27 protein-coding genes are annotated in these 25,912 nt (G+C 46.7%); 12 read left to right on the top strand and 15 right to left on the bottom strand.

Features of this window, described 5'->3' with window-relative positions:
- Positions 1 to 251 precede the first annotated feature (251 nt).
- The 4 genes from tuf to rpsL form a co-directional block, all read right to left on the bottom strand.
- The gene (gene tuf / locus QUB68_RS09780; RefSeq protein WP_332991700.1) at positions 252 to 1,481 is read right to left on the bottom strand and encodes an elongation factor Tu; all 1,230 of its coding nucleotides are present in this window, start codon (positions 1,479 to 1,481) and stop codon (positions 252 to 254) included.
- Positions 1,482 to 1,582: 101 nt separating this feature from the next.
- A complete protein-coding gene (gene fusA, locus QUB68_RS09775; RefSeq protein WP_332991698.1) occupies positions 1,583 to 3,655 on the bottom strand; it encodes an elongation factor G in 2,073 nt (690 codons plus the stop codon).
- 338 nt (positions 3,656 to 3,993) lie between these two features.
- Positions 3,994 to 4,464: a 30S ribosomal protein S7 gene (gene rpsG, locus QUB68_RS09770; protein ID WP_006632196.1), complete on the bottom strand. Its 471-nt coding sequence runs from the start codon at positions 4,462 to 4,464 to the stop codon at positions 3,994 to 3,996.
- Between the two features lie 118 nt (positions 4,465 to 4,582).
- Complete coding sequence (rpsL, locus tag QUB68_RS09765) at positions 4,583 to 4,963, bottom strand: 30S ribosomal protein S12 (RefSeq protein WP_006632197.1); 381 nt, start codon at positions 4,961 to 4,963, stop codon at positions 4,583 to 4,585.
- 443 nt (positions 4,964 to 5,406) lie between these two features.
- On the opposite strand from rpsL, the gene QUB68_RS09760 reads away from it, so the two are divergent.
- Together QUB68_RS09760 and QUB68_RS09755 are read left to right on the top strand one after the other, a co-directional pair.
- Positions 5,407 to 5,610 (top strand): hypothetical protein, encoded by a 204-nt coding sequence (locus QUB68_RS09760; RefSeq protein ID WP_332991695.1) that lies wholly within the window; start codon positions 5,407 to 5,409, stop codon positions 5,608 to 5,610.
- A 162-nt stretch (positions 5,611 to 5,772) separates the two neighbouring features.
- Positions 5,773 to 6,624: an Npun_R2479 family HD domain-containing metalloprotein gene (locus tag QUB68_RS09755; protein WP_332991693.1), complete on the top strand. Its 852-nt coding sequence runs from the start codon at positions 5,773 to 5,775 to the stop codon at positions 6,622 to 6,624.
- 200 nt (positions 6,625 to 6,824) lie between these two features.
- On the opposite strand, the gene QUB68_RS09750 is transcribed toward QUB68_RS09755, so the two are convergent.
- The 7 genes from QUB68_RS09750 to QUB68_RS09720 form a co-directional block, all read right to left on the bottom strand.
- Positions 6,825 to 7,562: a response regulator transcription factor gene (locus QUB68_RS09750; RefSeq protein ID WP_332991944.1), complete on the bottom strand. Its 738-nt coding sequence runs from the start codon at positions 7,560 to 7,562 to the stop codon at positions 6,825 to 6,827.
- A gap of 599 nt (positions 7,563 to 8,161) precedes the next feature.
- Positions 8,162 to 9,118 carry an FTR1 family iron permease gene (locus tag QUB68_RS09745; protein WP_332991943.1) on the bottom strand — a complete coding sequence of 319 codons (957 nt, stop codon included), beginning with the start codon at positions 9,116 to 9,118 and terminating at the stop codon, positions 8,162 to 8,164.
- Between the two features lie 153 nt (positions 9,119 to 9,271).
- Complete coding sequence (locus tag QUB68_RS09740; protein ID WP_332991691.1) at positions 9,272 to 9,706, bottom strand: ferritin-like domain-containing protein; 435 nt, start codon at positions 9,704 to 9,706, stop codon at positions 9,272 to 9,274.
- A 220-nt stretch (positions 9,707 to 9,926) separates the two neighbouring features.
- On the bottom strand, positions 9,927 to 10,658 hold the full coding sequence (locus QUB68_RS09735) for a hypothetical protein (protein WP_332991690.1): 732 nt from the start codon (positions 10,656 to 10,658) through the stop codon (positions 9,927 to 9,929).
- A gap of 19 nt (positions 10,659 to 10,677) precedes the next feature.
- Positions 10,678 to 11,151: a hypothetical protein gene (locus QUB68_RS09730; protein WP_332991688.1), complete on the bottom strand. Its 474-nt coding sequence runs from the start codon at positions 11,149 to 11,151 to the stop codon at positions 10,678 to 10,680.
- Between the two features lie 195 nt (positions 11,152 to 11,346).
- Positions 11,347 to 11,979, bottom strand: coding sequence for a hypothetical protein (locus QUB68_RS09725; RefSeq protein ID WP_332991686.1), 633 nt, complete (start codon positions 11,977 to 11,979; stop codon positions 11,347 to 11,349).
- Between the two features lie 529 nt (positions 11,980 to 12,508).
- Positions 12,509 to 12,631, bottom strand: a complete 123-nt coding sequence (locus tag QUB68_RS09720; RefSeq protein WP_332991685.1) for a hypothetical protein — start codon at positions 12,629 to 12,631, stop codon at positions 12,509 to 12,511.
- Positions 12,632 to 12,633: 2 nt separating this feature from the next.
- Here QUB68_RS09720 and QUB68_RS09715 point away from each other — a divergent pair, with 2 nt between their 5' ends.
- The 5 genes from QUB68_RS09715 (at position 12,634) to QUB68_RS09695 (ending at position 17,014) form a co-directional block, all read left to right on the top strand.
- A complete protein-coding gene (locus QUB68_RS09715) occupies positions 12,634 to 13,560 on the top strand; it encodes an energy-coupling factor ABC transporter permease (protein WP_332991683.1) in 927 nt (308 codons plus the stop codon).
- Positions 13,553 to 14,212: an energy-coupling factor transporter transmembrane component T family protein gene (locus QUB68_RS09710; protein WP_332991682.1), complete on the top strand. Its 660-nt coding sequence runs from the start codon at positions 13,553 to 13,555 to the stop codon at positions 14,210 to 14,212. Before QUB68_RS09715 ends, QUB68_RS09710 begins: the two co-directional genes overlap by 8 nt.
- 141 nt (positions 14,213 to 14,353) lie before the next feature.
- The gene (locus tag QUB68_RS09705; protein ID WP_332991679.1) at positions 14,354 to 15,088 is read left to right on the top strand and encodes an energy-coupling factor ABC transporter ATP-binding protein; all 735 of its coding nucleotides are present in this window, start codon (positions 14,354 to 14,356) and stop codon (positions 15,086 to 15,088) included.
- A 284-nt stretch (positions 15,089 to 15,372) separates the two neighbouring features.
- On the top strand, positions 15,373 to 16,380 hold the full coding sequence (locus QUB68_RS09700) for a 2-hydroxyacid dehydrogenase (RefSeq protein WP_332991677.1): 1,008 nt from the start codon (positions 15,373 to 15,375) through the stop codon (positions 16,378 to 16,380).
- A gap of 196 nt (positions 16,381 to 16,576) precedes the next feature.
- On the top strand, positions 16,577 to 17,014 hold the full coding sequence (locus tag QUB68_RS09695; RefSeq protein ID WP_332991675.1) for a CAAD domain-containing protein: 438 nt from the start codon (positions 16,577 to 16,579) through the stop codon (positions 17,012 to 17,014).
- A 169-nt stretch (positions 17,015 to 17,183) separates the two neighbouring features.
- Here the strand turns inward: QUB68_RS09695 and aroA are convergent, their stop codons facing one another.
- Positions 17,184 to 18,539, bottom strand: coding sequence for a 3-phosphoshikimate 1-carboxyvinyltransferase (gene aroA, locus QUB68_RS09690; RefSeq protein WP_332991673.1), 1,356 nt, complete (start codon positions 18,537 to 18,539; stop codon positions 17,184 to 17,186).
- A 440-nt stretch (positions 18,540 to 18,979) separates the two neighbouring features.
- On the opposite strand from aroA, the gene QUB68_RS09685 reads away from it, so the two are divergent.
- The gene (locus tag QUB68_RS09685; RefSeq protein WP_332991671.1) at positions 18,980 to 19,483 is read left to right on the top strand and encodes a hypothetical protein; all 504 of its coding nucleotides are present in this window, start codon (positions 18,980 to 18,982) and stop codon (positions 19,481 to 19,483) included.
- 153 nt (positions 19,484 to 19,636) lie between these two features.
- On the opposite strand, the gene QUB68_RS09680 is transcribed toward QUB68_RS09685, so the two are convergent.
- On the bottom strand, positions 19,637 to 20,116 hold the full coding sequence (locus tag QUB68_RS09680; RefSeq protein WP_332991669.1) for a hypothetical protein: 480 nt from the start codon (positions 20,114 to 20,116) through the stop codon (positions 19,637 to 19,639).
- Between the two features lie 259 nt (positions 20,117 to 20,375).
- Here QUB68_RS09680 and QUB68_RS09675 point away from each other — a divergent pair, with 259 nt between their 5' ends.
- The 4 genes from QUB68_RS09675 (at position 20,376) to QUB68_RS09660 (ending at position 22,687) form a co-directional block, all read left to right on the top strand.
- Positions 20,376 to 21,053, top strand: coding sequence for a hypothetical protein (locus tag QUB68_RS09675; RefSeq protein WP_332991668.1), 678 nt, complete (start codon positions 20,376 to 20,378; stop codon positions 21,051 to 21,053).
- Positions 21,054 to 21,098: 45 nt separating this feature from the next.
- The gene (locus QUB68_RS09670; RefSeq protein ID WP_332991666.1) at positions 21,099 to 21,320 is read left to right on the top strand and encodes a hypothetical protein; all 222 of its coding nucleotides are present in this window, start codon (positions 21,099 to 21,101) and stop codon (positions 21,318 to 21,320) included.
- A 251-nt stretch (positions 21,321 to 21,571) separates the two neighbouring features.
- Positions 21,572 to 21,871: a putative quinol monooxygenase gene (locus QUB68_RS09665; protein WP_332991664.1), complete on the top strand. Its 300-nt coding sequence runs from the start codon at positions 21,572 to 21,574 to the stop codon at positions 21,869 to 21,871.
- A 12-nt stretch (positions 21,872 to 21,883) separates the two neighbouring features.
- The gene (locus QUB68_RS09660; RefSeq protein WP_332991662.1) at positions 21,884 to 22,687 is read left to right on the top strand and encodes an MOSC domain-containing protein; all 804 of its coding nucleotides are present in this window, start codon (positions 21,884 to 21,886) and stop codon (positions 22,685 to 22,687) included.
- Positions 22,688 to 22,889: 202 nt separating this feature from the next.
- On the opposite strand, the gene QUB68_RS09655 is transcribed toward QUB68_RS09660, so the two are convergent.
- A complete protein-coding gene (locus tag QUB68_RS09655) occupies positions 22,890 to 23,762 on the bottom strand; it encodes a calcium-binding protein (protein WP_332991660.1) in 873 nt (290 codons plus the stop codon).
- Between the two features lie 230 nt (positions 23,763 to 23,992).
- On the bottom strand, positions 23,993 to 25,666 hold the full coding sequence (locus QUB68_RS09650; RefSeq protein WP_332991658.1) for a methyltransferase domain-containing protein: 1,674 nt from the start codon (positions 25,664 to 25,666) through the stop codon (positions 23,993 to 23,995).
- Positions 25,667 to 25,912 lie beyond the last annotated feature (246 nt).

The raw sequence follows: 25,912 nt of genomic DNA, 5'->3' as shown, positions 1-25,912 counted from the left end.
TTCTAGGTTCAGTTTATTTTTTGTTGTCTGTTATTTGTTATTTGTTATTTGTTATTTGTTATTTGTTATTTGTTATTTGTTATTTGTTATCGAACATTTTATCAATAACCAATAACCAATAACTACTAACTACTAACCACTAACCAATAACCACTAACCAATAACCACTAACCACTAACTAATGACTAAATAGCAGAAAAGCCACTAAATTTGATTAGGCTTTTCTGCTATTTAAAGCGGAGCGCGGATTCCTACTTGAGGATTTTGGAAACAACGCCGGCGCCGACGGTGCGGCCGCCTTCGCGGATGGCGAAGCGCATTCCTTGTTCGATCGCGATCGGGTGAATCAGCTCCACAGTCATTTTGATCCGGTCACCAGGCATCACCATTTCAGCCTCCGAGCCGTCATCAGCAGTAAACTGCTTGATTGTACCGGTTACGTCAGTTGTGCGGACGTAGAATTGAGGGCGGTAGCCAGAGAAAAAGGGCGTGTGACGGCCGCCTTCTTCCTTTTTGAGGATGTACACTTCAGATTCAAACTGAGTGTGAGGCAAGATGCTCTTCGGCTTGGCAATTACCATGCCTCTTTCAATATCAGCCTTCAAAATACCCCGGAGAAGTAGACCCACGTTGTCGCCGGCCAAGCCTTCTTCCAAGGACTTGGTGAACATTTCCACACCAGTCACCGTAGTGCTGCGAGTGTCCTTAAGACCAATCACTTCGACGGTTTCGCCGACTTTGACTGTGCCGCGCTCAATCCGACCAGTGGCGACAGTACCCCGACCAGTAATCGAGAATACGTCTTCTACAGCCATCAAGAAAGGCTTGTCAATTTCGCGTTCTGGAGTAGGGATGTAAGAATCTACTGCTTGCATCAGCTTGTAAATCTTGTCAACCCACTCATTTTCGCCTTCTTTGGTTTTGGGATTAGCAAGCATCGCTTCGAGAGCTTTCAATCCCGAACCGGTCACGATGGGGATGTCATCGCCAGGAAAATCGTAAGAACTCAAAAGTTCACGAACTTCCAGTTCTACCAATTCCAACAGTTCAGCGTCATCCACCATGTCTTCCTTGTTCAAGAAGACAACCAGGCTGGGAACGCCAACTTGCTTAGCTAGCAGGATGTGTTCGCGAGTTTGAGGCATGGGGCCATCTGCCGCTGACACTACTAGAATGCCACCGTCCATTTGAGCAGCACCGGTGATCATGTTTTTCACATAGTCAGCGTGTCCGGGGCAATCCACGTGGGCGTAGTGACGACCTGTGGTTTCGTATTCTACGTGAGCAGTATTAATCGTAATACCGCGTGCTTTTTCTTCTGGCGCAGCGTCGATGTCGGCGTAGTTCTTACCCTTAGCCTGACCCAATGCTGAAAGAGTCATCGTAATCGCCGCGGTCAAAGTTGTTTTGCCGTGGTCAACGTGACCGATTGTGCCGATGTTTACGTGGGGTTTAGTCCGTTCAAATTTTGCGCGTGCCATTCTCGATCTGTTCCTTGTTTTTTTTAGCGATTTTAGACTTGAGATTTGAAATTTTAGATTTTGGATTCAATCCAAAATCCAAAATCTAAAACCTCAAATCATTAGTTCCCTTTGTTCTTGGCGATAATGGCTTCAGCCACATTTCGCGGCACTTCTTCGTAATGGCTGAATTCCATTGTGAAGATGCCTCGACCTTGGGTTTTCGAGCGGATGTCAGTAGCGTAACCAAACATTTCTGCTAGTGGAACCTTTACAGAAACTTTGGCAATTCCCTGATCCGTCTCTTGACCTTCGATCTGACCCCGACGCGAGTTGAGGTCTCCGATGACGTTCCCGATGTAATCTTCGGGAACTTCAACCTCTACTTTCATCATAGGCTCTAGCAGCACTGGCGACGCCTTCATCACGGCTTCTTTGATCGCCATTGAACCGGCGATCTTAAATGCCATTTCTGAGGAGTCTACGTCGTGGAAAGACCCATCTACCATAGTAGCTTTAAGGTCAATCACGGGATATCCTGCTACAATACCTGATTCGCAGGCTTCTTTCATCCCTTGTCCTGCCGGGCCGATGTACTCTTTCGGTACAGTGCCGCCGACAATTTTGGAGACAAATTCAAAGCCAGTTCCGACTTCGGTGGGTTCTAGTTCGATCACGACGTGACCGTACTGACCTTTACCGCCACTTTGGCGGATAAATTTACCTTCGGCGCGGACTGCTTTGCGAATGGTTTCGCGGTAGGCTACTTGTGGCTGACCCACGTTGGCTTCTACTTTGAATTCCCGCAACATCCTGTCTACCAATATTTCCAGGTGTAGTTCGCCCATGCCGGCGATGACTGTCTGGTTGGTTTCTGGGTCAACGTTGACTCGGAAGGTGGGGTCTTCTTCCGACAGCGACTGGAGGGCTTTGGAGAGCTTCTCCATGTCTTGTTTGGTTTTGGGTTCGACAGCCACGGAGATGACTGGCTCTGGAATAAACAGGGATTCCAGAATCACTGGCGCTGCTTCATCGCAGATGGTATCGCCGGTGAAGGTGTCTTTCAAACCCAAGGCTGCTCCCAAGTCTCCGGCCCGCAGTTCCTCAACTTCTATCCGATCGTCCGCTTTGAGTACAATTAGGCGAGAAACCCGCTCTTTTTTGTCTTTGGTGGAGTTGAGGACGTAGGTTCCTTTTTTGAGGATACCGGAGTATACCCGAACAAAGGTCAGGCGGCCGTAAGGGTCTGCCATAATCTTGAATGCCAGGGCTGACAGGGGAGCGTTGTCGTCTGCTGCTCGCTCTGCTGTGTCGCCGTTGGGCAGTAGTCCTTGAATTGCAGGAACTTCCAAGGGCGACGGCAGGTAGTCTATCACTCCATCCAACAAAAGCTGAACGCCTTTGTTTTTGAAGGCAGAACCGCACAGCACGGGGACTATTGCCCCGGAGATTGTGCCTCGGCGCAGGGCATGGCGGATTTCGGCTTCCGTTAGTTCTTCGCCTTCGAGGTATTTTGCCGTGAGGGCGTCGCTGGTTTCTGCTACGGATTCGATCAGCTTGGTGCGATATTCTGCTGCGAGTTCTTTTACTTCATCGGGGATTTCTATTTCCTCGATATCGGTGCCGGTGTTGTTGTTGTAGATGTAGGCTTTCATTTGCACTAAATCTACAATTCCCCGGAAGTTTTCTTCGCTGCCGATCGGGATTTGGACTGGTACGGCATTCGCTCTCATGCGATCGCGAATTTGGGCGTGGACTTTATAGAAGTTTGCACCCATCCGATCCATTTTGTTGACAAACACAATCCGAGGTACATGATACCTATCGGCTTGTCGCCAAACTGTTTCCGATTGCGGCTGCACTCCGCCTACCGAGCAGAACACTGCGATCACTCCGTCGAGCACTCGCATCGATCGTTCGACTTCGATCGTGAAGTCTACGTGTCCGGGAGTGTCGATGATGTTGATTTTGTAATCTTTCCAACTGGTGGTGATAGCGGCAGCAGTAATCGTAATTCCCCGCTCCCGCTCTTGCTCCATCCAGTCAGTGACTGCTGTCCCCTCGTGCACTTCACCCATTTTGTGAACCATGCCAGAATAGAACAGAATCCTTTCTGTTGTCGTTGTTTTGCCCGCATCTATGTGGGCTGCGATGCCGATGTTGCGAGTTTTTTCTAGCGGGACGATACGTGCCACAGCTATCTCCTTTGATTTTGTGTTGCTGTTATAATACTATTATACTACACAGAACCTTATTTTGCACTCCCAATCGACTTACAAGATAAGTATATTGAGCTTATTGTTACATTTTAATATTTTTTGCAACATTTGTTTACAAAAATATTAAGGATGCGACATGGAGGATTCAGAGACAGGTGAATTTTTACTTTGGGAGTTTTGAGTTTGCTTCACTAATGGCCGGCAGCATTGCCCCAGGAAAAGCAATCTCAATACTCAAAATTTACACTTTTCAATTGATCGTCCGAGGCTTTTATGCCGCACGATCGATCTCTGCTCCATGCCCTAGTTGGCAATTAGTACCGGTAGTGAGCAAAAGCCTTGTTAGCTTCGGCCATACGGTGTGTTTCTTCGCGCTTGCGAATGGCACTGCCTGTTTCGTTCGCTGCATCCATCAGTTCGTTAGCCAGCTTGGCGGCCATTGAGCGGCCTGTGCGGGCGCGGGCGAATCTGATCAGCCAGCGGAGGGCGAGGGTGGTTCCGCGATCGGAACGTACTTCCATTGGCACTTGGTAGGTGGCGCCACCAACTCGGCGGGCTTTGACTTCTACCAGGGGTGTAGCGTTTTTGACTGCTTTTTCAAACAAGTCTAACGGTTCGGCTCCTGTGCGTTCTTGGATGGTCTTTAGCGCGTCGTAGACGATGCTGGAGGCAACGGATTTTTTGCCGTGCTGCATGATCCGTCTCACCATCATGCTTACCAACCGGCTGTTGTAAGTTGGATCTGGCGGAACTGGACGTTTTTGAATAACTGTGCGGCGAGACATAGTTCTATTTTGCGATTTTTGATTTTGATTGATTGAATTTGGGGTTTTGGCTCAAATCTTGATCGACAGATCAGACTTATTTTTGCTTTTCCACCCCGGCGATCGGGCGATCGCCGTGTTATTTTTTCTCTTTAGGACGCTTGGCCCCGTACTTGGAACGACCTTGCTTGCGGTCTTTCACTCCGGCGGTGTCTAATGTACCGCGAATGATGTGGTATCTAACTCCGGGTAAATCTTTTACCCGACCGCCACGGATCATTACTACTGAGTGTTCTTGCAAGTTGTGACCGATGCCGGGAATGTAGGCGGTCACTTCAAAACCAGAAGTCAGCCGTACCCGAGCCACCTTCCGCAGCGCCGAGTTAGGTTTTTTCGGGGTGGTCGTGTAGACTCTGGTGCAAACTCCGCGGCGCTGGGGGCAACTCTTGAGAGCTGGCGATTTGGTTTTTTTCTGCGTTTGTTCCCGTGCTGAACGGATGAGTTGCTGAATAGTGGGCATGAGTTACGGCATTTCTAGCTTTTTGCTGAATATAGTGATTTGGCGGCATCCGCACTGAAAGTCCCTTCCCCTCTGGGGGGACGGGATAAATGAAAATAATTATGGGTAAGTGAGGATACCAGACTCTATATATTACACCACTAGACTTTTTTTGGCAAGGAATTTGCCGCAGCACGCGATCTTTCCTTGCAGCAAGTGCAAGTTGCGACTTACCAGTGTCTGGGGCGAAGGGTAGTGGCTGAGTATAATTTAAGCGCAACTGTGATGCGGGTTACAGCGGCCAGCAAAATCTAGAACGGTCGATATTGGGATCGAACTACTATTTTTGCCAGACGCGCATCAACTCCAGCCTGCGAGATCATCACAGTCAAAGGCGGATCGATATCACATAAAGTTATCTAAAATTGCCCGAGAATAAGAAATATACATGGAGTTGACCGCAGATGACAACCAAAACTTATATTCCTGAATATACAATCTCGGAAGTTTACTTGAACATTTGGAAATCAGGTAAGATCGATCGGACAGTGTTCCACCAGATTCAATACGAAATTAATTCTCAGAGTTTAAGAAGCTCAGACGATCGCAAAATTGTCAGCAGGCTGCTCTATGCAGTGCGGCGGGGATGGGTGTCAGTCATGGACTGAGTTGCTTGCAAGTTTTGAACTTACTGCGATCGGGCAAGGGCAAACAGCGGTTCCCCGTGAATGAGATTTAAGTTTTTACTGAAAATCTCCTTCCTAAATTTATAAAAATTCAAGATAGATTCACTGCTGTTGAAAGGCAATATTCAGGTAAAAGGACAGGGTATGTTTAATTCTACAGAACTGCTGATCGAGGCTTTCATTAAACAACTGGAGAACGGGTACAGCCGCACTTATGGAGGCTACAAATCAGACTATGCCGACATTATTGCCTGGGTAGGAGCAATGGCGTTAGAAAACATCGCCAGCAGCGACGCCCTTTATCACAATGTAGAACACGCCATTTGCATTACCTTAGTCGGTCAAGAAATATTGCGGGGAAAACACATTCGCAAAGGCGGAGTCTCCTGCGAAAATTGGCTGCACTACATCATTTCTTTGCTGTGCCAAGATATCGGATATGTCAAAGGAGTTTGCCGGCAAGACCAAGCATCAGCAGGATTGTATGCTACGGGAAAAGATGGCATGAGAATTGCACTGGCAAACGGTGCAACAGCCGCCAGCCTAGCTCCTTACCGAGTTGACAGAGCTAAACTGTTCATTGACGAGCGCTTCGGCAACCACAAGCTAATTAATGCTGAAATAATTAAGCAGAACATAGAACAGACTCGTTTCTCGGTGCTTGACGGCAACACTGACGAAGATGCAGTTAATTATTCTAATTTAGTTCGCGGTGCTGACTTGATAGGTCAGCTCAGCAACCCACAATATTTGCAGAAAATTGGCGCGCTGTTTTACGAGTTGGAAGAAAGCGGTGCTACTAAAGTTTTGGGCTACCGACATCCGGGCGACTTGCTGCAAAGCTACTCTAAGTTTTACTGGAGCGGCATTTATCCACACATCAGCGAATCTCTGGGTTACTTGCAGTTGACTCAAGAAGGCAAACAGATTGTGGCTAGTTTGTACGCTAACGTATTTCGCATGGAACACGAACGTTCCGATTCTGAGGTGGCTTGAGGGAAGGGGAAGATCGAAGACAAGTTTTGAGTTTGTAATTGCGACGGTTGCGTTAAAGCTGAAGGCTTTTCGATCTAGTATTTTATTAAATTCAATACAAATACAGCACTTTCCATGTAGACGTTAAAAAGCCTGAGAGCATTTGGTCTCAGGCTTTTCTAGCTAGATTGTTAACTGCTTGTAGCCTGTGGCGCGCTAGCTCAAGCAGAGGATTTGGTTTCCTCGGCGACTTGCTCGTTGCTGGGCAATTCCAGACAGTAACCGGCTCCGTATACGGTTTTGATGTACCGAGGATGGCGCGGATCTGGTTCCATCTTGGTTCTCAGATGTCTGATGTGTACGCGAATAGTTTCGATGTCGTCGTCGGGGTCGTAACCCCACACTTCTTTGAGAATTTCGCTGGGAGAGACTGTCTGACCGTGGCGCTGGAGCAAGCAGTGCAGCAACTCGAACTCTAGGTGAGTCAGTTTGACGGTATTCACGTACCAAACAGCTTCAAATCTTTCGGGGACAAGGGTCAGCGGGCCGTAATTCAGGATTTCGGAGTGTTTCGCTGCTTGGGGGATGCGGTCTGTGCGTCTCAGCAAGGCTCGCACTCGCGCCAGCATCTCTTCTAGTTCAAAGGGTTTGGTCAGGTAATCGTCGGCGCCGGAGTTGAAGCCTTCTACTTTGTCTTGAGTTTGACTTAAGGCTGTCAACATCAAGACGGGAATGTCGGATGTGCGATCGTCCCGCCGCAACCGCTGACACACTGTGAATCCGTCTACTCTAGGTAGCATCAGGTCTAGCATGATCAGGTCAGGCAGCATTTGTATTGCCAGTGCCTGACCTTTGATGCCGTCTTCTGCCTGGGTGACTTCGTAACCAGCCATTTCGAGGTTGACGGCTACGAGTTCGGCGATCGCCGCGTCATCATCAATAACAAGTATCCGAGGCATCATCATTTATCTCACCGCTAACCAGATGGCGGACGATACAGCCTTCTGGGGGTTCCAGGTAACTTTAAGGAGCAATTTTTTAATTTTAAGCTTCATTAAGGATTATAAAGTTCATTAAGAACTTTCCGCTGTTTGTGAATATTCTTGTACTAATCATAAGCCCTCTTGAGCACTTATCAGAAAAATGTTCGCCAAAAGCATTGTGTCGGCCGATTTTTGGTCGATCGCCAGCCTTAACTTTCTTCTAGGTGCGCCTGCTTCACAGAATGACGCTAACGGTAGTCCGCTGCTTGGATACCCACCTTAATCGTTAACTGTTAATTGTTAAAGTTTGTTAAGTTTAGTTGAAAAAAACATTTTTTTTTTCGAGGCCTAGGGCTTGCTTTTGAAGTCTATTGAAGGTATAATTCAATAATCGGAGTACGACTTATTATAAAAAAATAGATTACATTCCCATTATTAAATGGTATCATAAAAAAGTCTAGTAGTCAATCCCCCAACCTGGAAAAATTAGGCCGATTTTTTGGAAGTGGGGCTATTTTTTTAATCGCCCTCATCATTAGTTAAACAAGGGATAAAAACCGCGTAACTACCGATAACTAGCTAGTTGGCTCTTGCGGAGACGGAGTATTTTTGCTCGGAACAGTCGGCTTAGAGTCTAATTTTTGGAAGTAAAGACCGCCGATCGCAGCTAAGAATATTGTATAACCAACGGCTTGCAAAAGATAGATTTGATCTCTGTATCCAAACAGTGCTTTGAGAATGACTCCCGGAAATTGCCGATCGGGCAAAACTCCCGCTGCATTCCACACCATTGGGCCTAAAATACAAGAGTGAAGGAGTGCGGTGCGATCGTAAAAAACACAAATCGCTGCATACTTGCTATCCGTCTGCGACAAAATAGCAGCAGAGGCGTCAAAATGCTTGAGTGCAGATACTACCAAACCGGCGACAATTAACAGCAACAAAATCCCCATAAACTTGAAAAACAAGCGGATATCAATTTTTACGCCCCACTTAAACAGCAGCGCGCCAATGATTGCCGCCCCAGTCAAACCGCCCAAAGCGCCCAAAGCGGGACTCAAACCCTGTTGAAATTGAGCGCTGACAAATAAAACTGTTTCAAAACCTTCGCGCAGTACCGCAATAAAGATTAAGCCAAATACGCCCCAGCCGGCCTGAGTATTTTCTGTCAAAGCTGCTGTAACTGCCCCTTCAACTTCGGCTTTGAGAAACCGTGCTTGCTGAGTCATCCAAATTAGCATCCAGCTTAGCATGGCGATCGCCACAATCCCCAACACGCCCTCTAATAGCTGTTTAATTGCTGGTGCATAGGGCTGATTAGATGTCGATAGTGCTGCGAGCAATCCATTAAATAATACACCCACAAAAGCACTGGCAGTAATTCCCGATCCGACACCTGCATAAACCCAGGAATTAAGGTTACTTTGGTCGGCTTTTTTCAAGCAAGCGAGCACAATTCCCACAACTAGGGCTGCTTCGACACCTTCGCGCAGAGTAATGACAAAAGTCGGTATGGCTTCACTAAAAGTCAGTTCCATAAAGTTCGTAGTGAGGACTTCAGTCCTCCATAAAGTTTGTAGTGAGGACTTCAGTCCTCCTTTGCGAGACTTTTAGTTAATAAGGACTAAAGTCCTTACTACAAACTAATTCGATTAATAATTAAGGACTGCGGGCTATTACTTCCCTTAACTGAAATCCCTAAGCATTTTTTTCAGTTCTACTTGGTGCAGTTCTTCTTGACCAATTAGGGTGCGGGCATATTCTTCCAAGTAAACGCTGGCGTCTGTCACGACTTCAAGTAAATATTTATACTTTTCCAGAGCTTTTTTCTCGTGATTTAGACTTTCTTCTAAAAGGTCTTTCACTGAGTGTTTGTAGGTTTCTTCAATCGTAGCAATTTTTTGGCTGGGATGCCCTTCTAAACCTGTGAGAATTTCTCCTGCTTGTTGCGCGTGGAGTAGGGATTCAGTTGCTTGTGCTTTAAAAAATTGCACGATGGGGATACGGTTTGGGCCTGTCACCATCAGTGAATAGTGAGTGTAGCGCACAACTCCTGCTAGTTCCCATTCCATGATGGTGGCTAGCAGTTCTTGGGTTTTTTTATCGTCAAGTTCTTTCATTTGTGGTTTTTGATGTAGAGTGCAATAAAGCGCAATGTTTAGGATATCATATTTTTTGATTGAATGGAATTTAGGCAAACAGTGTGTTTTTTAAGACCTAAAGCGGTAAGGCGCGGACTCCGCACCCTACTGCATAGATATTGCGTCTTTTTCCTGATTTCAGAAAAAATGAAAAGCAAGGCGCGCGTCACGCACCTTGCCGGATAGTTTGTGGCCTCAGTTAGGGGTTAACTTCCAAGATTCCATTAGGAGCAAACACTACGGTAAACTTGGCTGCGGGTACTTCACCACTGTTACTTTCAGTCTGGGAAGACTTCTGCAAGTTTGGCAGGGGAGTTTCTTGGGTGAAATCCTTGGCTGGTTGATTGAGCGGCTCGAAATTTGCGATCGCCCCGTCAAGACTCGCACTCACGCGATACACTAGATTTTGTGTAAAGGTAGGGCTAGTTTGCCAACCTTGATTAATGCGATCGTACAATTTCAGAGTTAATTCCTCTAGTTTGGCGCGATCGGTAATTTCTGCTGTCTGATTAGTCCTATTGACCGCCTGAGCTTCCTGCTGGCCTGCTGATACAGGAACAGCTTGCACAGTCTTGTCTGTACCGCTACTCGCAATAGCCGGTTCAGTAGACTTATTAGTGAAAGGTACAACATCAGGAGACTTTTCAGGCAGCTTTTTTTGACTGTCAGCAACTACAGCCGGAAGCGCACCGCTACTGGCAATAGCTGTTTGGGCCGGCTTATCAGCAACCTTAACATCTGCTGCTGTACCATCAGGCTTTTTCAACTCCATTGTCAAAGACTTGACATAAATACCGCGAAACTTTTCTTTTTGCGTAACTCGAAGCATCGCAATTGGATAAGTCACAAAACAAAGAGTCAAAACTCCCACACAAGCCCAAACTATTTTGTGCATCTCCTTCGCAGGGAGTGGCTTATTTTTTGGTTCCATCAATCAAACCTCAGATTATTTAAGTTAACGGCAAATAGGGAAATAGAGGATGCCAGCACATAGCTGTAGATGCAACCAATAAACTAATCATCCATACAAATATGGTGCGGCTTTTAATGTTCTTGTTTTTCCAGAGAGTGTGGAGAATCGGCCAACTAATCAGCCAGCCTACAAGCAACATGGTTTCCTTGCCCGTATAACTGCCGATGTTTCCCCACAATTCATCACCAGTCTTGCTTCCCGGAATCCAAGTACCAAGATTCCAAACAATTTTCTCTATGTCTTTGGATGTGTCTGAAAAGTGGTGAGTCACCATCATTGTGAAACAGCCGATTGCTGCACTAATTAATGCCGCTGCCGCCGGGCCAGTGACGCTAGGTGCAGTTTCTGAGCCTTCAGATAAACCTCTGGGAAACTGTTTTAATTTGCTCCAGAATTTACCGTAAGCAGGTTCACTGTCACCAGAATTTTGTCGATATAACTGTCTTGTCATTTCAAAATTCTCCTAAATTTAGTCATTACTCGTTTGTCTTTAGTTACGCAACTAAAGACGACTACAAACCGATATAATTCAGTTAAGCAACTGATTTGTCCGAGTGCATTTTAGTTAATTGAGAAGCGTCATAGTCTTGGGGATTGCTGCGCTAAGAACTCGCAATGACATGAGCGTTAACCCAAGCGTATTGGACTATAAAGCTCGAATTTTAGCAACACCAAGTCCGCTCACCATACCGCCCATTGCAAAAAACATGATTGCTGCCAAAGCGACGCAGGTTGCTGTGAGAACCGGGCGATTTTTCTTGTCTAGGATTGAGTCGCCGTAGTTCCACAAAATCCACGCGCAAGCTACTGTCAAAGGCAAGGTAAATAGCACGCTAAATTCGTGATATTCCATCAAAACGTACTGCCCTAAAGGCGAGTTTTCTTTCAGCCAAGCGCGAGCTCCGCCAAACTCTGCGCTGGCGCGATAACGCATATAAGCCCAGTTGCCGGTAGAAATGGCTAAAAAACTCAAAAGAGTTGACCAAAAGGCTAAAGTACGCATTTGTGGCAAGATTTTACCGGCACCACGCATTAAGGGAAATGCGAGATGTCCTGTATAAACCATGACGACTAATGCCAGCATTGCACCGGTGCCGTGAATTGCTCCCATCCACCGCTGCCAAGGACTCGGATGCAATAGGTTAACTAAGGGTAAAAACAGAAATAAGCCGGCGGATAAAAAGCTGAGTCCGTAGATAGTAACTTGAGCGATATCTAATTGTTTGGGAAATTCTGAGGGAACTAAATCTGTAGTTGAGTCTGGTGTTGAGTGTTGCACTGCTGGCAAACCTCCTGTAGGTTGTTTGCGGAATTACTTGAGAATAGTTGCATTAGAAGTTTGATGTTCTTGAGAATACACCCGTGCGAAAAGAGCCGTGAAGCGTAGCTATCCCGTAGGGAATCGCACTTTCACGCGGCAGACATCGCAAAAACACTGCTTTAGACAGATTGACAGCAATAATATCTGGGTTTTTAGTTTCTAAAACACCACAAACTCTTGCCTTTACTAGCTCACAGCTAATTGTGGTGCTTTTGTTATCGAGCAACTAATGCTACTAATTCTCAAGAGTTGAGAATAAAACTAATTTTTGGCTTTCATTTATAATTTTATAATTTCTTAATATTTCTGTCATAGCTTTGATATTGATACATTTCGCAGTTAAGATTTACAAAATTATTGATAATACTTATCAAAAAGCTTGAAAGTGCGGGCTGTAGGTATAAAATTCGATTAATTTTTAATAATTATTTAATCTCCGATCGCAAATCATGAAAATTCAGGCTTCACAGCCTGAATCCTCGTCAAATCAGCGATCGCCCGCCACGAATTGCCCCCAGAGGCGATCGCACCAATACCCCCAGAGGGGATGGTAAACTTTTGTAAAAAACAGTTGACTAAAAGGTTGGGATTTCTCGCGTTTAGGATACATCGATGCACATACCTGATGGTTTTCTTTCACCGCCAGTAGCCATTGCCACTGGCCTAGCAAGCGCAGCAGTAATTGCCGTTGCCCTAAATCGAACCCGCGCCAGTCTTGGACTGCGGCAAGCACCAATCATGGGCTTAACCACAGCTTTCGTGTTTGCTGCTCAGATGATCAACTTTCCCGTAGCCGGCGGTACCAGCGGACATTTGTTGGGAGGGGCGCTGGCATCCGTCGTTTTGGGGAACCCTTGGGCGGCAACTTTGGCCATGAGTACAGTGTTTATCATTCAAAGCATCTTGTTTGCTGACGGGGGCATCACCGCCCTGGGTGCGAATATTTTCAACATGGGGCTAGTTGGCATTTGGGTGGGCTGGTGGCTGTTAAAGCCGTTGCAGCAACTCTTGGGAGGTTCCCGAAATCGCTTGCCCCTAGCCGCAGGCATCGCCGCCGCCCTTAGCGTGGTGGCGGCTTCTATCTGTTGCGCGATCGAACTGGCAATTTCTGGTACAGTACCGCTGAATATCGCACTGCCAGCAATGGTAGGCGTACATATTTTAATTGGCATTGGCGAAGGGGTAATTACAGGTGGCGTTTTAACTTATCTCGTCAAAGTGCGGCCGGATTTACTGCCGGGAGAACAACCGCAATTGCAGAAATGGGTAGTGCCAGTAATCGGAGTTTTATTAATTTCCGGGGTGCTTTCACTGTTTGCTTCAAGTTGGCCTGACGGGTTAGAAGCGGTAGCGGAAAAATACGGTTTTAAAGATAAAGAAGCTGTGGCGATCGAAAATCCTACTCCTTTAGCAGATTACACAGTTAAAGGATTAGAAGAACAGCCAATAGGTACTAGCATTGCTGGAGTTGTGGGATCTGCCATCTGCTTCGGCGCGGCCTTTGGTGTTACTAAGTTGGTGAAACCTAAAGATGCTTAAACTTTCCATACCTTTTCGATTGCGCCTGTCTTTGATAATTGTGATCGGCATTGGTTTTATGAAGACTGGCGCTTGGCTGTGGTTGGGGATTTATGGGGCGATCGCACTTTTTTGGTCGTTTTGGCTCAGGGCCCCGCTGCGGACGCTAGCGCAACTGTTAGGAGCAGAATTGCTGTTTCTCTCCTTATTAGTGCTGCCCCAAGGTTGGGAACGCGCCAGTTTTTTGTTGCTGCGTTCCCTAATTTGTCTGCTAGTTATGAACAGTTTTCTGTTAACTTTGCCACCTCATAGTTTCGGCATCGCCCTCAAAGGATTGCCGTTACCAGCAGGCTTACAAGAGATTGTTCTGTTAGCAGGACAATACTTAGAAATCTTGCTGGCAGAAGTCAACCGCATGAAAAGATCCGCCCAACTCCGAGGCTTATCTGGTACGGGAGGATGGTTGCGTTATGCCAGTGCTTCGATGATCGGAGCGCTTTATTTGCGAAGTCTCGATCGCGCGGAAAGAGTACACGCAGCCATGATGATTCGCGGCTATCAAGGAAGTTTGCCCACCGATTCAAAATCGACACCAAAACAACGACTCTGGCTGACACTCGCGATTTTAACCGCAGCGGGATTAACAATAGCTTCTTATGGTAATTGGGCATAGGGCATAGGGCATAGGCCTCCGTGGGCATAGGAAATTGATTAATTCATGCCTCTATCTTTTTCCTTCTCCCCTCCCCTCTCTGCGCTATCTGCGCCCTCTGCGGTTAAAAACTCTTAATCTAAAAATTGAGGCAAATAAAAATTGACTAATCTTAAAGTGACGCCAACAATTGAAGTGCAGGACTTAGTATTCGGATACCCGCAGCAAAAACCTGTGTTGCAAGGAATTTCGTTTACTTTGCAGCCGGGAGAAAGAGTTGCTCTACTAGGTCTGACAGGTGCTGGAAAAAGCACTTTGCTAGAAAATTTGATTGGCTTAAAAATGCCTCAATCCGGTGAGGTGAGAGTGCAGGGGACGAAGTTGGAACAGGCGACTTTATCGCAAGCGCGGAGGCAAATTGGATTTTGCTTTCAAGACGCTAATGACCAGCTATTTATGCCGACTATTTTGGAGGATGTGATGTTCGGGCCACGCAATTATGGAGTACCGCTGGGTGTGGCGCGCGATCGAGCTTTAGCCTTATTAGACGAATTTGGTTTGGTAGAATTTGCCAACCGTTCCGCCCACGAACTTTCGGGCGGTCAAAGAAGGCTAGCAGCATTAGCCGCAATTTTAGCATTAGAGCCTACCATTTTAATCTTAGACGAGCCGACCAATGGACTCGACCCTTCGTGGCGCCGGCATTTGGCTAAGGTTTTGTCGCAATTGCCGATCGAGGTAATTTTGATCGCGTCTCACGATTTGAATTGGATTGGGAAAACGACTCAAAGGGCGTTAATTTTGGCGGATGGTGAGATTCGGGTGGATGAACAAACTCAAGATTTGCTCAAAGACAAATCGACTCTTGAAAATTATAATTTGCCGCCAGATTGGTAATCGTTCATTAGTTTGTAGGGTGCTACAACCTCAGACTGTAAGTTGCGAGATAAAAGGAGGCAGAGCCTCCGGATCTGCATTACCAGGCAGAGCGAAAGTAACGAGCAATTGCTTAAGTTATTAAATTTTCATTCCTCATGCCAAAAATTAGGTTTATAGAGGCTTTCGTTGGGAAAGCCCAAATTTATCAGGGAAATTGTTTTTTTTGCAAGGGAGTTTTGGTAAGGAAAGAGAGTTAATCTGGAAAGAATTGCTAACTATTACTGAATTTGCAGGCAAAAATCATGAAGGTAGCCGTATTCAGCGCCAAATCGTACGATCGCACTTTTCTCGAAGCAGCCAATGTCGAAAGTCAACACGAGTTGGTGTTTTTTGAACCGCGTCTGAACCTGGAAACCAGCATTTTAACTGCTGGTTTTCCGGCGGTCTGCGCGTTCGTTAACGACTGCTTGGACGCAAAAACGCTCCGGGCGATCGCCCAAAATGGTGTCCGCTTGCTGGCGCTGCGATCGGCCGGATTCAATCACGTCGATTTAGCAGCAGCCCGCGATTTAGACTTAACTCTGCTGCGAGTTCCCGCTTATTCTCCCTACGCCGTCGCCGAACACGCAGTCGCTTTGATTTTGTCCCTCAACCGCAAAATCCACCGCGCCTACAACCGCGTCCGCGAAGGCAATTTTGCCCTAGACGGCTTGTTGGGTTTTGACCTCCACGGTAAAACGGTGGGCATCGTCGGGACTGGCAGAATAGGCGCCATTACTGCCAAAATTCTGCACGGATTCGGCTGCCGCCTGCTGGGATACGATGTTTCCCAAAACCCGGATTGTCAAGCCCTGGGGATGGAATACGTGGCGCTCCCGGAACTGTTCGCCACCTCTGATATTGTCAGCCTCCACTGTCCGCTGATACCAGAAACTTATCATTTAATCGGTGCAGAGGCGATCGGGCAAATGAAACCGGGGATGATGTTGATCAATACCAGCCGCGGTCAGTTGATTGACACTAAAGCTGTTATCAAAGGACTGAAGTCTGGTAAAATTGGTTACCTCGGCTTAGATGTGTACGAACAAGAGACGGATCTGTTTTTTGAGGATTTGTCAAATCAGGTGATTCAAGACGACGTTTTTCAGCGCTTGCTGACTTTCCCCAACGTCCTGATTACCGGACATCAAGCTTTCTTCACCGAGGAAGCTTTGAAAAATATCGCCGAAACCACGATCGGCAATATCACCGATTTTGAACGAGGACGTACTTGTCCCAATAAAATCGACCTCGGCGAATTGAAAAAATGAGTCAAAAGAGCGATTTGGCAGCGAGGGCAATTGTTTAATATCTAGTCATATCCTTATTTTTGCTTGCAATTAGTGAAGCTCTGCCTTAATCTCATCAATTAGCCCCAGCAGCGCGAATGCTGTGCTAATTGCCAGACAACTACACTGGCAGCAACTCAAATCCTGCAATATTACTTGACAACGGAGGAAGTATCCAATGACACAAGCTAACTTTTCTGACGACACGCAAACGATCGCTGAAGTCGTCACAGTAGACCTGGTGACTGACCACGCCGGGGTCATGACTACAATGACAACCGCAGAAACACCCGCGAGCCAGTTCCAAAATATTAAAGACCAAGTTCTCACAATTTTGTCGGAACTTCCCGCCTATGTGTCCAATTTTTTTGCTGACTACCAAAAGCCTCTGGTAACTCTAGGTTTAATCCTGGCAGGCGGTATTAGTATTAAGGTAATGCTGGGAGTTTTAGATGCTCTTAACGATGTCCCTTTAGTAGCTCCAGTTTTTGAGTTGATTGGCATGGGATATACGGGTTGGTTTGTTTACCGCTATCTGCTCAAGGCTTCTAACCGCCAAGAGCTGTTAACGGAAGTTGATTCTTTTAAAGAACAAGTTGTCGGTAAAAATTCTTAAATGAAGCAAGTTCGGCAGCGGATTTTGTAGCGGATGTAACGGATGTTTAGAGTATTGGGAATTGGGAGTTGGGAATTGGGAATAGGGAATTGGGAATAGGGCAATTCTCCCCCACTCCCACTCCCCCTCTCCCACTCTCCCCCTCTCCTTATCTCCCATTCTCCCACTCTCAATTTGGATGGCAAACTTGTTGCAAAGTGGCGGTAAAATCCGGGTAAGAAATGGCAGCAGCTTCGGCCCGGTGAACGTTAGTAACACCTGTGGCGTTGAGGGCTGCGATCGCCAAACTCATCGCTATTCTGTGATCGGTGTAGCTGTCAACATCCGCGCCAGTTAGCCCAGTTCCCCCGGTAATTTCTAAACCGTCGGGTAACTCGGTAATTTTGGCTCCCATGCGGTTGAGTTCCGCCGCAGTCACGGCCAGCCGATCGCTCTCTTTGACTCGCAACTCGGCCGCATCTCGAACGATCGTAGTACCGGATGCAAAAGCCGCCGCTACTGCTAAAATCGGGATTTCGTCAATCAGTCGGGGAATTAAGTCGCCAGCAATGGTGCATCCCCGCAACTCACTAGAATAGCGAACCAAAATATCCGCTACCGGTTCCCCCGCCGCCTCTCGCAGATTTTGCAGTTCAATGTCAGCCCCCATCATCTCCAAAGCTTCCAAAATCCCTGTACGAGTTGGGTTGACGCCGACATTTTCGACTACGAGCTCGGAACCGGGGACGATCGCCCCAGCAACTAACCAAAATGCCGCCGAACTAATATCTCCCGGTACAATCACATTCTGCCCTTGCAGTTGTGTCGGCCCAGTGACTGTCACGCTACAAGTTTCTGGATCGACGCTCAACTTGGCTCCAAACGCCCGCAGCATCCGCTCGCTGTGATCCCGCGACAGAGAGGGCTCAGTGACTGTTGTTTCTCCATCGGCCATCAAACCGGCTAGCAAAATGCAGGATTTAACTTGAGCTGAGGCGATCGGCGAATGGTAGTGAATCGCTTTTAACTGCTGTCCGAGTATTGCTAAAGGAGCTAGAGAATTGCCCTTGCGGCCCCAAATTTGCGCTCCCATTTCTTGCAGCGGTTTAATGACGCGCGACATGGGACGCGATCGCAGAGAACTATCACCCGTTACCGCATAAAAACGCCCCGGATGAGAGGCTAAAATTCCCAACATCAACCGCATCGTCGTGCCGGAATTACCCGCGTCCAAGACGGACACAGGCTCCTGTAACTCGCCAATTCCGACGCCTCTGACAGTCACCCGTTCCGCGTTGAGTTCTGAAACGGAGGCTCCCAGCAGCGAGAAACATTTAGCAGTGCTGCGCGGGTCTTCTCCCAGCAGCAGTCCTTCAATTGTAGTTTCACCGCGGGCGATCGCGCCCAACATCAAAGCTCGGTGAGAAATCGACTTATCGCCCGGAACTCGAATCCTGCCCCGCAGCGACAAGCCCGAGGCAGGTTTTTGAATGCTTAAAGTTTGACTTTCGCCCTGAAGCGAAGTAGTTATAATCGGAGGTTGCATTGAGATAAACTAGGATGGGACGGCGTTAGCTATCCTACCCTTTTCCCAGTGCTAAGTCATACCATTTTAGATTTGAGATTAAAGATTTTAGAATTGGGAATGACAGACTGTATAAGCGTTTGGAGCAGGGGCTGGCAATTCCATTATTTTGTCAAAAGGGTATCAGCGACAGGGGAGGGCGGACGCAACGGCAAGGATTTCACCTGAATTTCACAAATGCGAACAGTAGATCTACTTAGATTTCATGTCACGCTCAGTTATCGACCAGATTATTGAGTGTTGAACGAACAATTTTATATTTCTGACTGCGAGTTGTAGATTTTGCATTTTAACCAAAAGCTCCGGAATTAGAAGCCCAGATCATCTAAAATCTAAAATCTCAAGTATAAAATCTCAAATCTCAAACCCCCCGATCCACAATAACTCCTACACTTTTATTTATGCTGACGCACCACCGCAAGCCTGTAAGTCTATCGCTGGTATCCACAGATTTACCTTTGTGGTCATTCGTTGAAACTGCTGGTACGCTTTATCAAAAAGACCGCGATCGCTTTCACTTGTTGTTGCACGAACCAGCAATACTCGATCGCCAATTTGTAGACGAATCCGACGAATCTGGCGAGCAAGTTACTATCTTACCAACAACCACAAAACCCCGGTTGCTCTGGCTAGAAGTGTCGCCCTATCGAGTCGTTATGACCATGCAGGGAAACGGCAAATACAGTTACCGCCACTGCTGGGAGCGCGGAATGTACGGACTGAGCCGTTATTGGCTTCAGGGCGAATCCCTGGCGACTCCCGAACAGTTGCGCCTCCGCAACTTCACGCGCAACTTGACTCTGACCGGAAAGCCAGAACCGGAACACCTGCGGTTAGAATACGAGTTGTGGTCGGAGAAAGTGCAACTCGGTCGCTATATTTTGAATCTAGAAATTCATCATTAGTCATTAGTCCTTAGTCATTAGTCAGAAGTGCTGTCCCCGCTCGCGAACAGCAGTCCTTAGTCCTTAGTCATTAGTTATTAAGTAGGCAATAGCCAAAAATAATAACATCTTGCAGGGTGTTGTAGATACTATTGTTTTTTTGCAATGACCTACTTAGCGATCGCTCTTACAATAATTAATCAGTTTGGTAATCAAAGCATCTTGATTTTTGGCTCCTTGATTTGCCTGCTGTCCGGCTCGGACAATATCTGCTTGAGCTGTTTTGATTTGCTCTCGACCTTCTATACTTGTAGAAGCCCGGTTTCCTACCTCAAGGGCTTTGCTTATGTCGCCGAGTGCTTCACCCATTTCCCGGAAGGATTTAACTGATGGGGTTTGAATTTCTTTGAGGGTGGGATCGGTGATTCCCAGAGCTTCAAGTTGTTTGGATGTCTGGTTTAAGTCTTTAGCTAAATTCTTGGTCGTTGCAGCATCGTAGGTGCCGTTCTTAAAATCGATGAGAGCGTTACCTTTGGTGACTATTTCAGTAAATTTAGTACACTGGACAGCTCGGCTATCGCTGCAACTAACCGTCAGCGTACAGCAAGCAATAACTATGAACAGGATGGCAATTTGTTTGCGAAAAAAGTACATGAATCCTCGGTTGCAAAAAAAGTAGATTCTGGGATGGGGATTTTGTAGTAGAGTGTGTCAGCGATTAGCCGATCGATATATCGACTGTCGAAACACTCCTGCGGCTTTCAGACACGCTCTGCTAAACTAAACTACAGCGGTTCTCAAGCGTGGTGAGGATAGCCCTATGCCCTATGCCCTATGCCCTATGCCCTATGCCCTATGCCGGATAGTACCTCATATGATAGCTTGAAAGGCTATACGTACCTGTTTAGGAACTATGGTCAAAAACAGCAATAACCTACAGAAGGGCAGCATTTGGGGATATCTTACCCTGCTTTTGCCTATTTGCTTGACGGCGGTTGCCAGTTTCGAGTCGGGAACGATGTTTTGGGCGATCGCCACCACAGCGGGCATTGCTTGGGCTTACAAACTCTACCAGCAGCAGCAAAAACATAAACTCGCTCATTTAGACTCGGTTTTCTACAAGTTGATCAAGGAAAATCAAGGGCGAGTTACGGCTTTGGATTTGGCGATGAATGCAAAACTCCCCGGATCGAAGGTTCAAGAGTATCTCGACGAACGGGCTCTTGAGTTTGCAGCGGATTTTCAAGTAACGGAAGAAGGCGGAATTTTGTATTATTTTCAAATAGCTCCAACTGTCAATCAAATTGCAACACCTAACGCCGCAGTAGCTGTTCAAGAGCCTCCCACAAATCGGGAAAAAACACAAGATAAAACGCCAAACTTATTCCCGATCGCTCAAACCAAGACTCCCCAAAATCCCAAAATCTCTTTTACCCAAACGGAACTTTCGCGCAGGTTCAAAGTTCACGCAACTACGATCGGCAAATGGAAAGTTAAGCCCGAGTTTGCTGAGTGGAGCCGCGAAAAAGACCCGGAGGCGATCGCCTGGGAATATTCTACAGCAAACAAGCGATTTTATCCCAAAGATTGACAGTTGACAGTTGACAGTTGACAGTTGACAGTTGATAGTTGACAGTTGGAAGAGGGAAGTTCGGCAACGGATTCGCTCGACGGATTTAACGGATGGGAGGAAGAAGGAGGGGGGAAGAAGGAAGAAGGAAGAGGGAAGAGGGAAGAAGGTAGAATATACCAAGAAACCCGGTTTCTACGACTTTCTGCGGTTGGCAACGAAAAATCTGGAAAGAAACCGGGTTTCAGAGAATTGAGCGCGTCCTGGAAAGATTATGCTTGCTGTTGACCGATCGACCTCTTTCGGTTATTTTAAGTAAAATCCTGTTTAATTGAGTTTTCCCGATAAAAATCAATACGGTTCCGTTAAGACAGATCCCCCTAAATCCCCCGAAAGCAAGGGGGACTTTGAGAATATTCTTGTCCCCCCCTTTTTAAGGGGGGTTAGGGGGGATCTCCGGGCAATAAACATTGCTAACTAAACCGTATTGCGATAAAAATCGGTAAATTCGATCGCCATATCTGTTGATTTTTGATCCTATGTCCACACCAACCTTGCGAGTAGTCGCCCGCCTCACAGCCTTTCCCGACAAAGTAGCAGAACTTAAATCTCTGCTGCTGAGCATTATCGAACCCAGTCGCCAAGACGAAGGCTGCCTCAAATACGAACTCCTGCAAAATCAAGCCGATCCCACAGATTTTACCTTTGTTGAAGAGTGGGAAAGTGCAGCTTTACTCGAAGTACATCTCGCTTCAACTCACATTCAAGCTGCCGTGCAGAAATTAGACGGTTTAGCAGTTGCACCTCCAGATATTCGCCGCTATGAATTGCTAGCTTAATCGGAAATTTTTATGGCATTAGCAACAATAAAACAGTTATTCACTTATCCAATTAAAGGGCTGACACCGCAAGAAATGTCGGAGTTTGCTTTAACAGCAGGACATGGCATTAAGGGTGATCGCGCTTTTGCACTCATGTTTGCAGATAATCTGGAAGCGGCAAAGATACCCGCCGAAAACGCGCCTTGGATGAGCAAAAAATATTTGGCGGTGCAAAACGATTGGCCTTTGTTAGCAGCTTTGGAGTGCCATTATCAACCGGAAACGGCCGTTTTAACAGTCAAGCGTCAAGGAGTTGCAGTATTATCGGCAGAAACAAACACAGCAGCGGGGCGCGATCGCATCAGCAGCTTTTTTACCGAATATCTGGCGGAAATTGAACCGACAAAAGAAGCCAGACACCCGCAGCTTGCACCTTTGCGCTTAGTCGGCGACAGCAGCGGCGAAACTCGTTATCCCGATCGATCGCCAGTACATATTTCTCTCCTCAGTCAAGCCACACTCGACCAATTAACAGCCCTCGCCGGCCAAAACACAGACGTGCGCCGATTTCGCCCGAACATTGTCCTAGAGGGCATTTCAGCTTGGTCGGAATTTGAGTTAATCGGAAAACAGTTTCAATTGGGTACAGCGCGCATCGAAGTCACAGCACCAATCGGTCGCTGTGTCAACATAGAAGTAAATCCACAAACGGGCGATCGGGATATTCCGTTACTCAGTTTACTACAACAAGAATTCGGTCACGCACAAACCGGAGTTTTAGCCAAAATCATCAACAGCGGCACAGTTAAAATCGGCGATAGTTTGAAGCCATAGAATTGTGCATAATTCCCAGAAACCGGGTTTCTTGCCAGATATTTTGCCACCCAACCCAGATTTTGTAAGAAACCCGGTTTCTTAGACTTTGCAGTTAAGAGAAACCGGGTTTCTTGCCAGATATTTTGCCACCCAACCCAGATTTTGTAAGAAACCCGGTTTCTTAGACTTTGCATAGGGGGGATTTCAACCGCAGTCTTATCTACAAACCTTCCTCAGAAATCCGCACCTTATTACCGATCAACTTCAGAAAACTCGACCCAAAATGCTGAATTTCCAAAAAATTAGCATAAGCAGGAGTGGACTTGTAAACCCTAAAAGTCCGCATAATTCCCAAAGTCGCCGCACTTTCCAGCGGGCCGATAAAGCTAGTATCCCTGTCCAAAAAATGAGACTGCTTTGCCCAGTGCGCCATCTGTTCCGCATTCAAAAAATAGCAGCCAGAATGAGGATTCAAAGCTCTATCAAAAGAGATACGCTGTTCCATAATTTTCCCCAATAACTGCGGCTGCTCCTCCACATTTTGAAATTTAGCAGTAGCTGTTCCATTTAAATCACCATCAATATATGCTTTAAAAACAGCACCTTGAGGCGATATTTCATAGCGATTTGGTTGCAGCAAATTTCCATGCCCCCCATGATGCGTAAACCAATTTAATTTACTAAAAAACCACGGATCGTGTAAAATCAAATCATCTTCCAAGTAACAAAAATAATCGTATTTGTCAAGACACGCTCGCAAAACTGCTTGACACTCAAACCCCAACAGCAGCGGTTCGCATTTGGTAGCGTGGTGCATAAAAGACCTCGGCTGTATCGGCAATTCAGGCAACAGATGATAGCCTTGGGTAGTGCAAACCACAATATCAATTTCGTGGCTTTGAGATTGATTTGCCGGCATAGTTGCACATTCACCAATGTGAATCATTGACTGAGATTTGCCATACAAAGCTTGCAGCGATGTCACGCAAGCAGTTAAAGCATTTAATCGCGGTTGCGGATCGTTTCGCTGGGAAGCGTGTTTCCCGTCGCCGCTGGGATTGTAGAAGTGAGCAATAGTGAATAGGATTCGCATTGGTGTGTATCAACAATTAAAAATTAAACAATAAAACGGAAGATTGGGCGGTTAAAACCGCGTCTATACAGACAAAACCTGCCGACGCCGGTTGAAGACCGGGTAGTTAAAATTACGTTATTCTCTTCAGTCCGCGGAGGCGGACATCGTTTGTATAGCAGCGGTTTCAACCGTACGTCCTATCCGACCCCAAGCGTATTGCACAATAAGCCCTATAAATTTTACCGCAGTTAGTCGCTAAACAACTCTGGCAGCCGATCGCGCAACTCAGCATTTAAACGCGGCAACTCATCCCGCATTTGCAAGTACCAATCTCGCCGCTGGCGGTAGTGCCCGCACAGCAAGCGGTTATCGCGCACCCATTCGTAAGCATTCGCGGCTATTTCCTGGCGCATAGAAGTGTCAGAAATCAGCGAATTTAGCTTAATTTCAAACTCTTTTTCATGTCTGTAAATTAATCCGGTTTCACCTTCGACAATCGAATGTTCGTACACAGTGGGACTTGCTAGCACCGCGACTCCCCGCGCCGCACATTCAATAAATTTTAAGTCAGATTTCATTTCGTTAACCGGGTTGGAAACGAGCGGCAGCAAAGCGATATCGCAACTGTACATGATTTCTTGATAGCGTTCGTAACTGCAAAATGATTCAAATTCTTTTTGCAGTATTTCCAAGGCTTCAAAAAATCGGCGGTCGTGAATTACTTTAACTCTAATCCGGTGTTTGTGTGCGACTAAAACTCGATTGAGCGCTGCCATAATTGGCTGCCAATCTTGTTCGCGATTGAGCGCACCAAAAAATATCGTGACAGTAGATTCTGGTGGATAGATTCGCGGCGGAGGTAGATAAGCTAATTGATTGGGAAATACGGCAACATGGGGATTGTAGTGCCGCAAAATTTTGGCTAGCGGTTCTGTTGTCGTTTGAACGCAGTGACAGCCGCGATAGCTGAGGTAATTGTTGTCTGCGTATTCGCGGCGGCGGATGGGATTGTCGTCAATTTCGGCTACTATTAAATAGTCTTGTTGCAGCAGTTCTTTGAGTTTGGGAATGTAGGCGGGATATTGCATGATTGTCCGCTGCCAGATGAAGACTTTTTCTTCTCCCGGTAGCGGGGTAATTATGCCTGCTGTTTTGACTGCGGATACGGTGCGGACACCGGGAATTGTGGCGCTAAATTTGTCCGGTTCCAAAACTCGCACGCGATCGCACCCTGTAGGAGCCATAATAATGGTTTGGATCAGCAATCTGCGCGGTGGTACGGTCGATTTGGTCGATCGCACGATATAATGTTCAGCACCCGTTTCCGTCGCAAAATCGCTCGATGTCAGCTCTAAAGCCTTGACCATGGGATGCAGCAATTGCTGGAATTGAGCAAAATTTTCAGTTTTGTGTCCCTTCCCTTGCAGTTCGTAAACTTGCAATCCGGCCGCGGCAAATAATGATTTAATACTTTCTAGGGTAAACCAGTGCTGCATCTTGCTGTCTGGATTGTCCCAATGTCCCCGCAACAGATTGACAATGCGCCGCCAATATTGAAGGTTGGGAATTCTCGCGAAAATTTGCCCTTCTGGATTCAGCAAAGCACTGTACTGCTTAAGGACATCCCAAGGGTTTTTGAGATAGGGTAGCAAGTCGCCAAAAACCAAACAATCGACGGTTCCTGGGGCGATATCGAGACTTTCGACGGCAAGTTCTTCAATATCGGCTACCGTCACCCAGTTTAGCCGATCGACCGCAATTTTAGCTTTTTCTCGATCGCATTCAATGCCAATATACTGACAGTGGGGATTGATCAGCTTGTACTGTTCGCCCCTAGAACCCGTACCGCAGCCAATTTCCACAATGACTTTAGCATCCGGCGGTAGCAGTTTGAGGAGGTCGTGGTTGGGGCGATCGATCACTTTACCTAAAATTCCTAATTAATTTATCGTAAAATCAAACAGAGCAACCATGCCGACCCACAACCAGCCGAAGGTTAGCATAGCGATGCCAGTATACAATGGCGATCGGCACAATTGTCAAGCACAAAATTCTGGCGTTGCCAACTCTTTCTCTGCCCTCTTTTCTCTTCCTCTGCCTTCTCTGCGCCCTATAAGAGTTCATTTAAATCTGGTTCGCCAATCGCTATATGTTAGCAAATATTCAGC

The organism is Microcoleus sp. A006_D1 (assembly GCF_036702805.1).
In the GTDB taxonomy this organism is placed as follows: domain Bacteria; phylum Cyanobacteriota; class Cyanobacteriia; order Cyanobacteriales; family Microcoleaceae; genus Microcoleus.
This window is presented reverse-complemented; position numbering and strand designations above follow the sequence as displayed.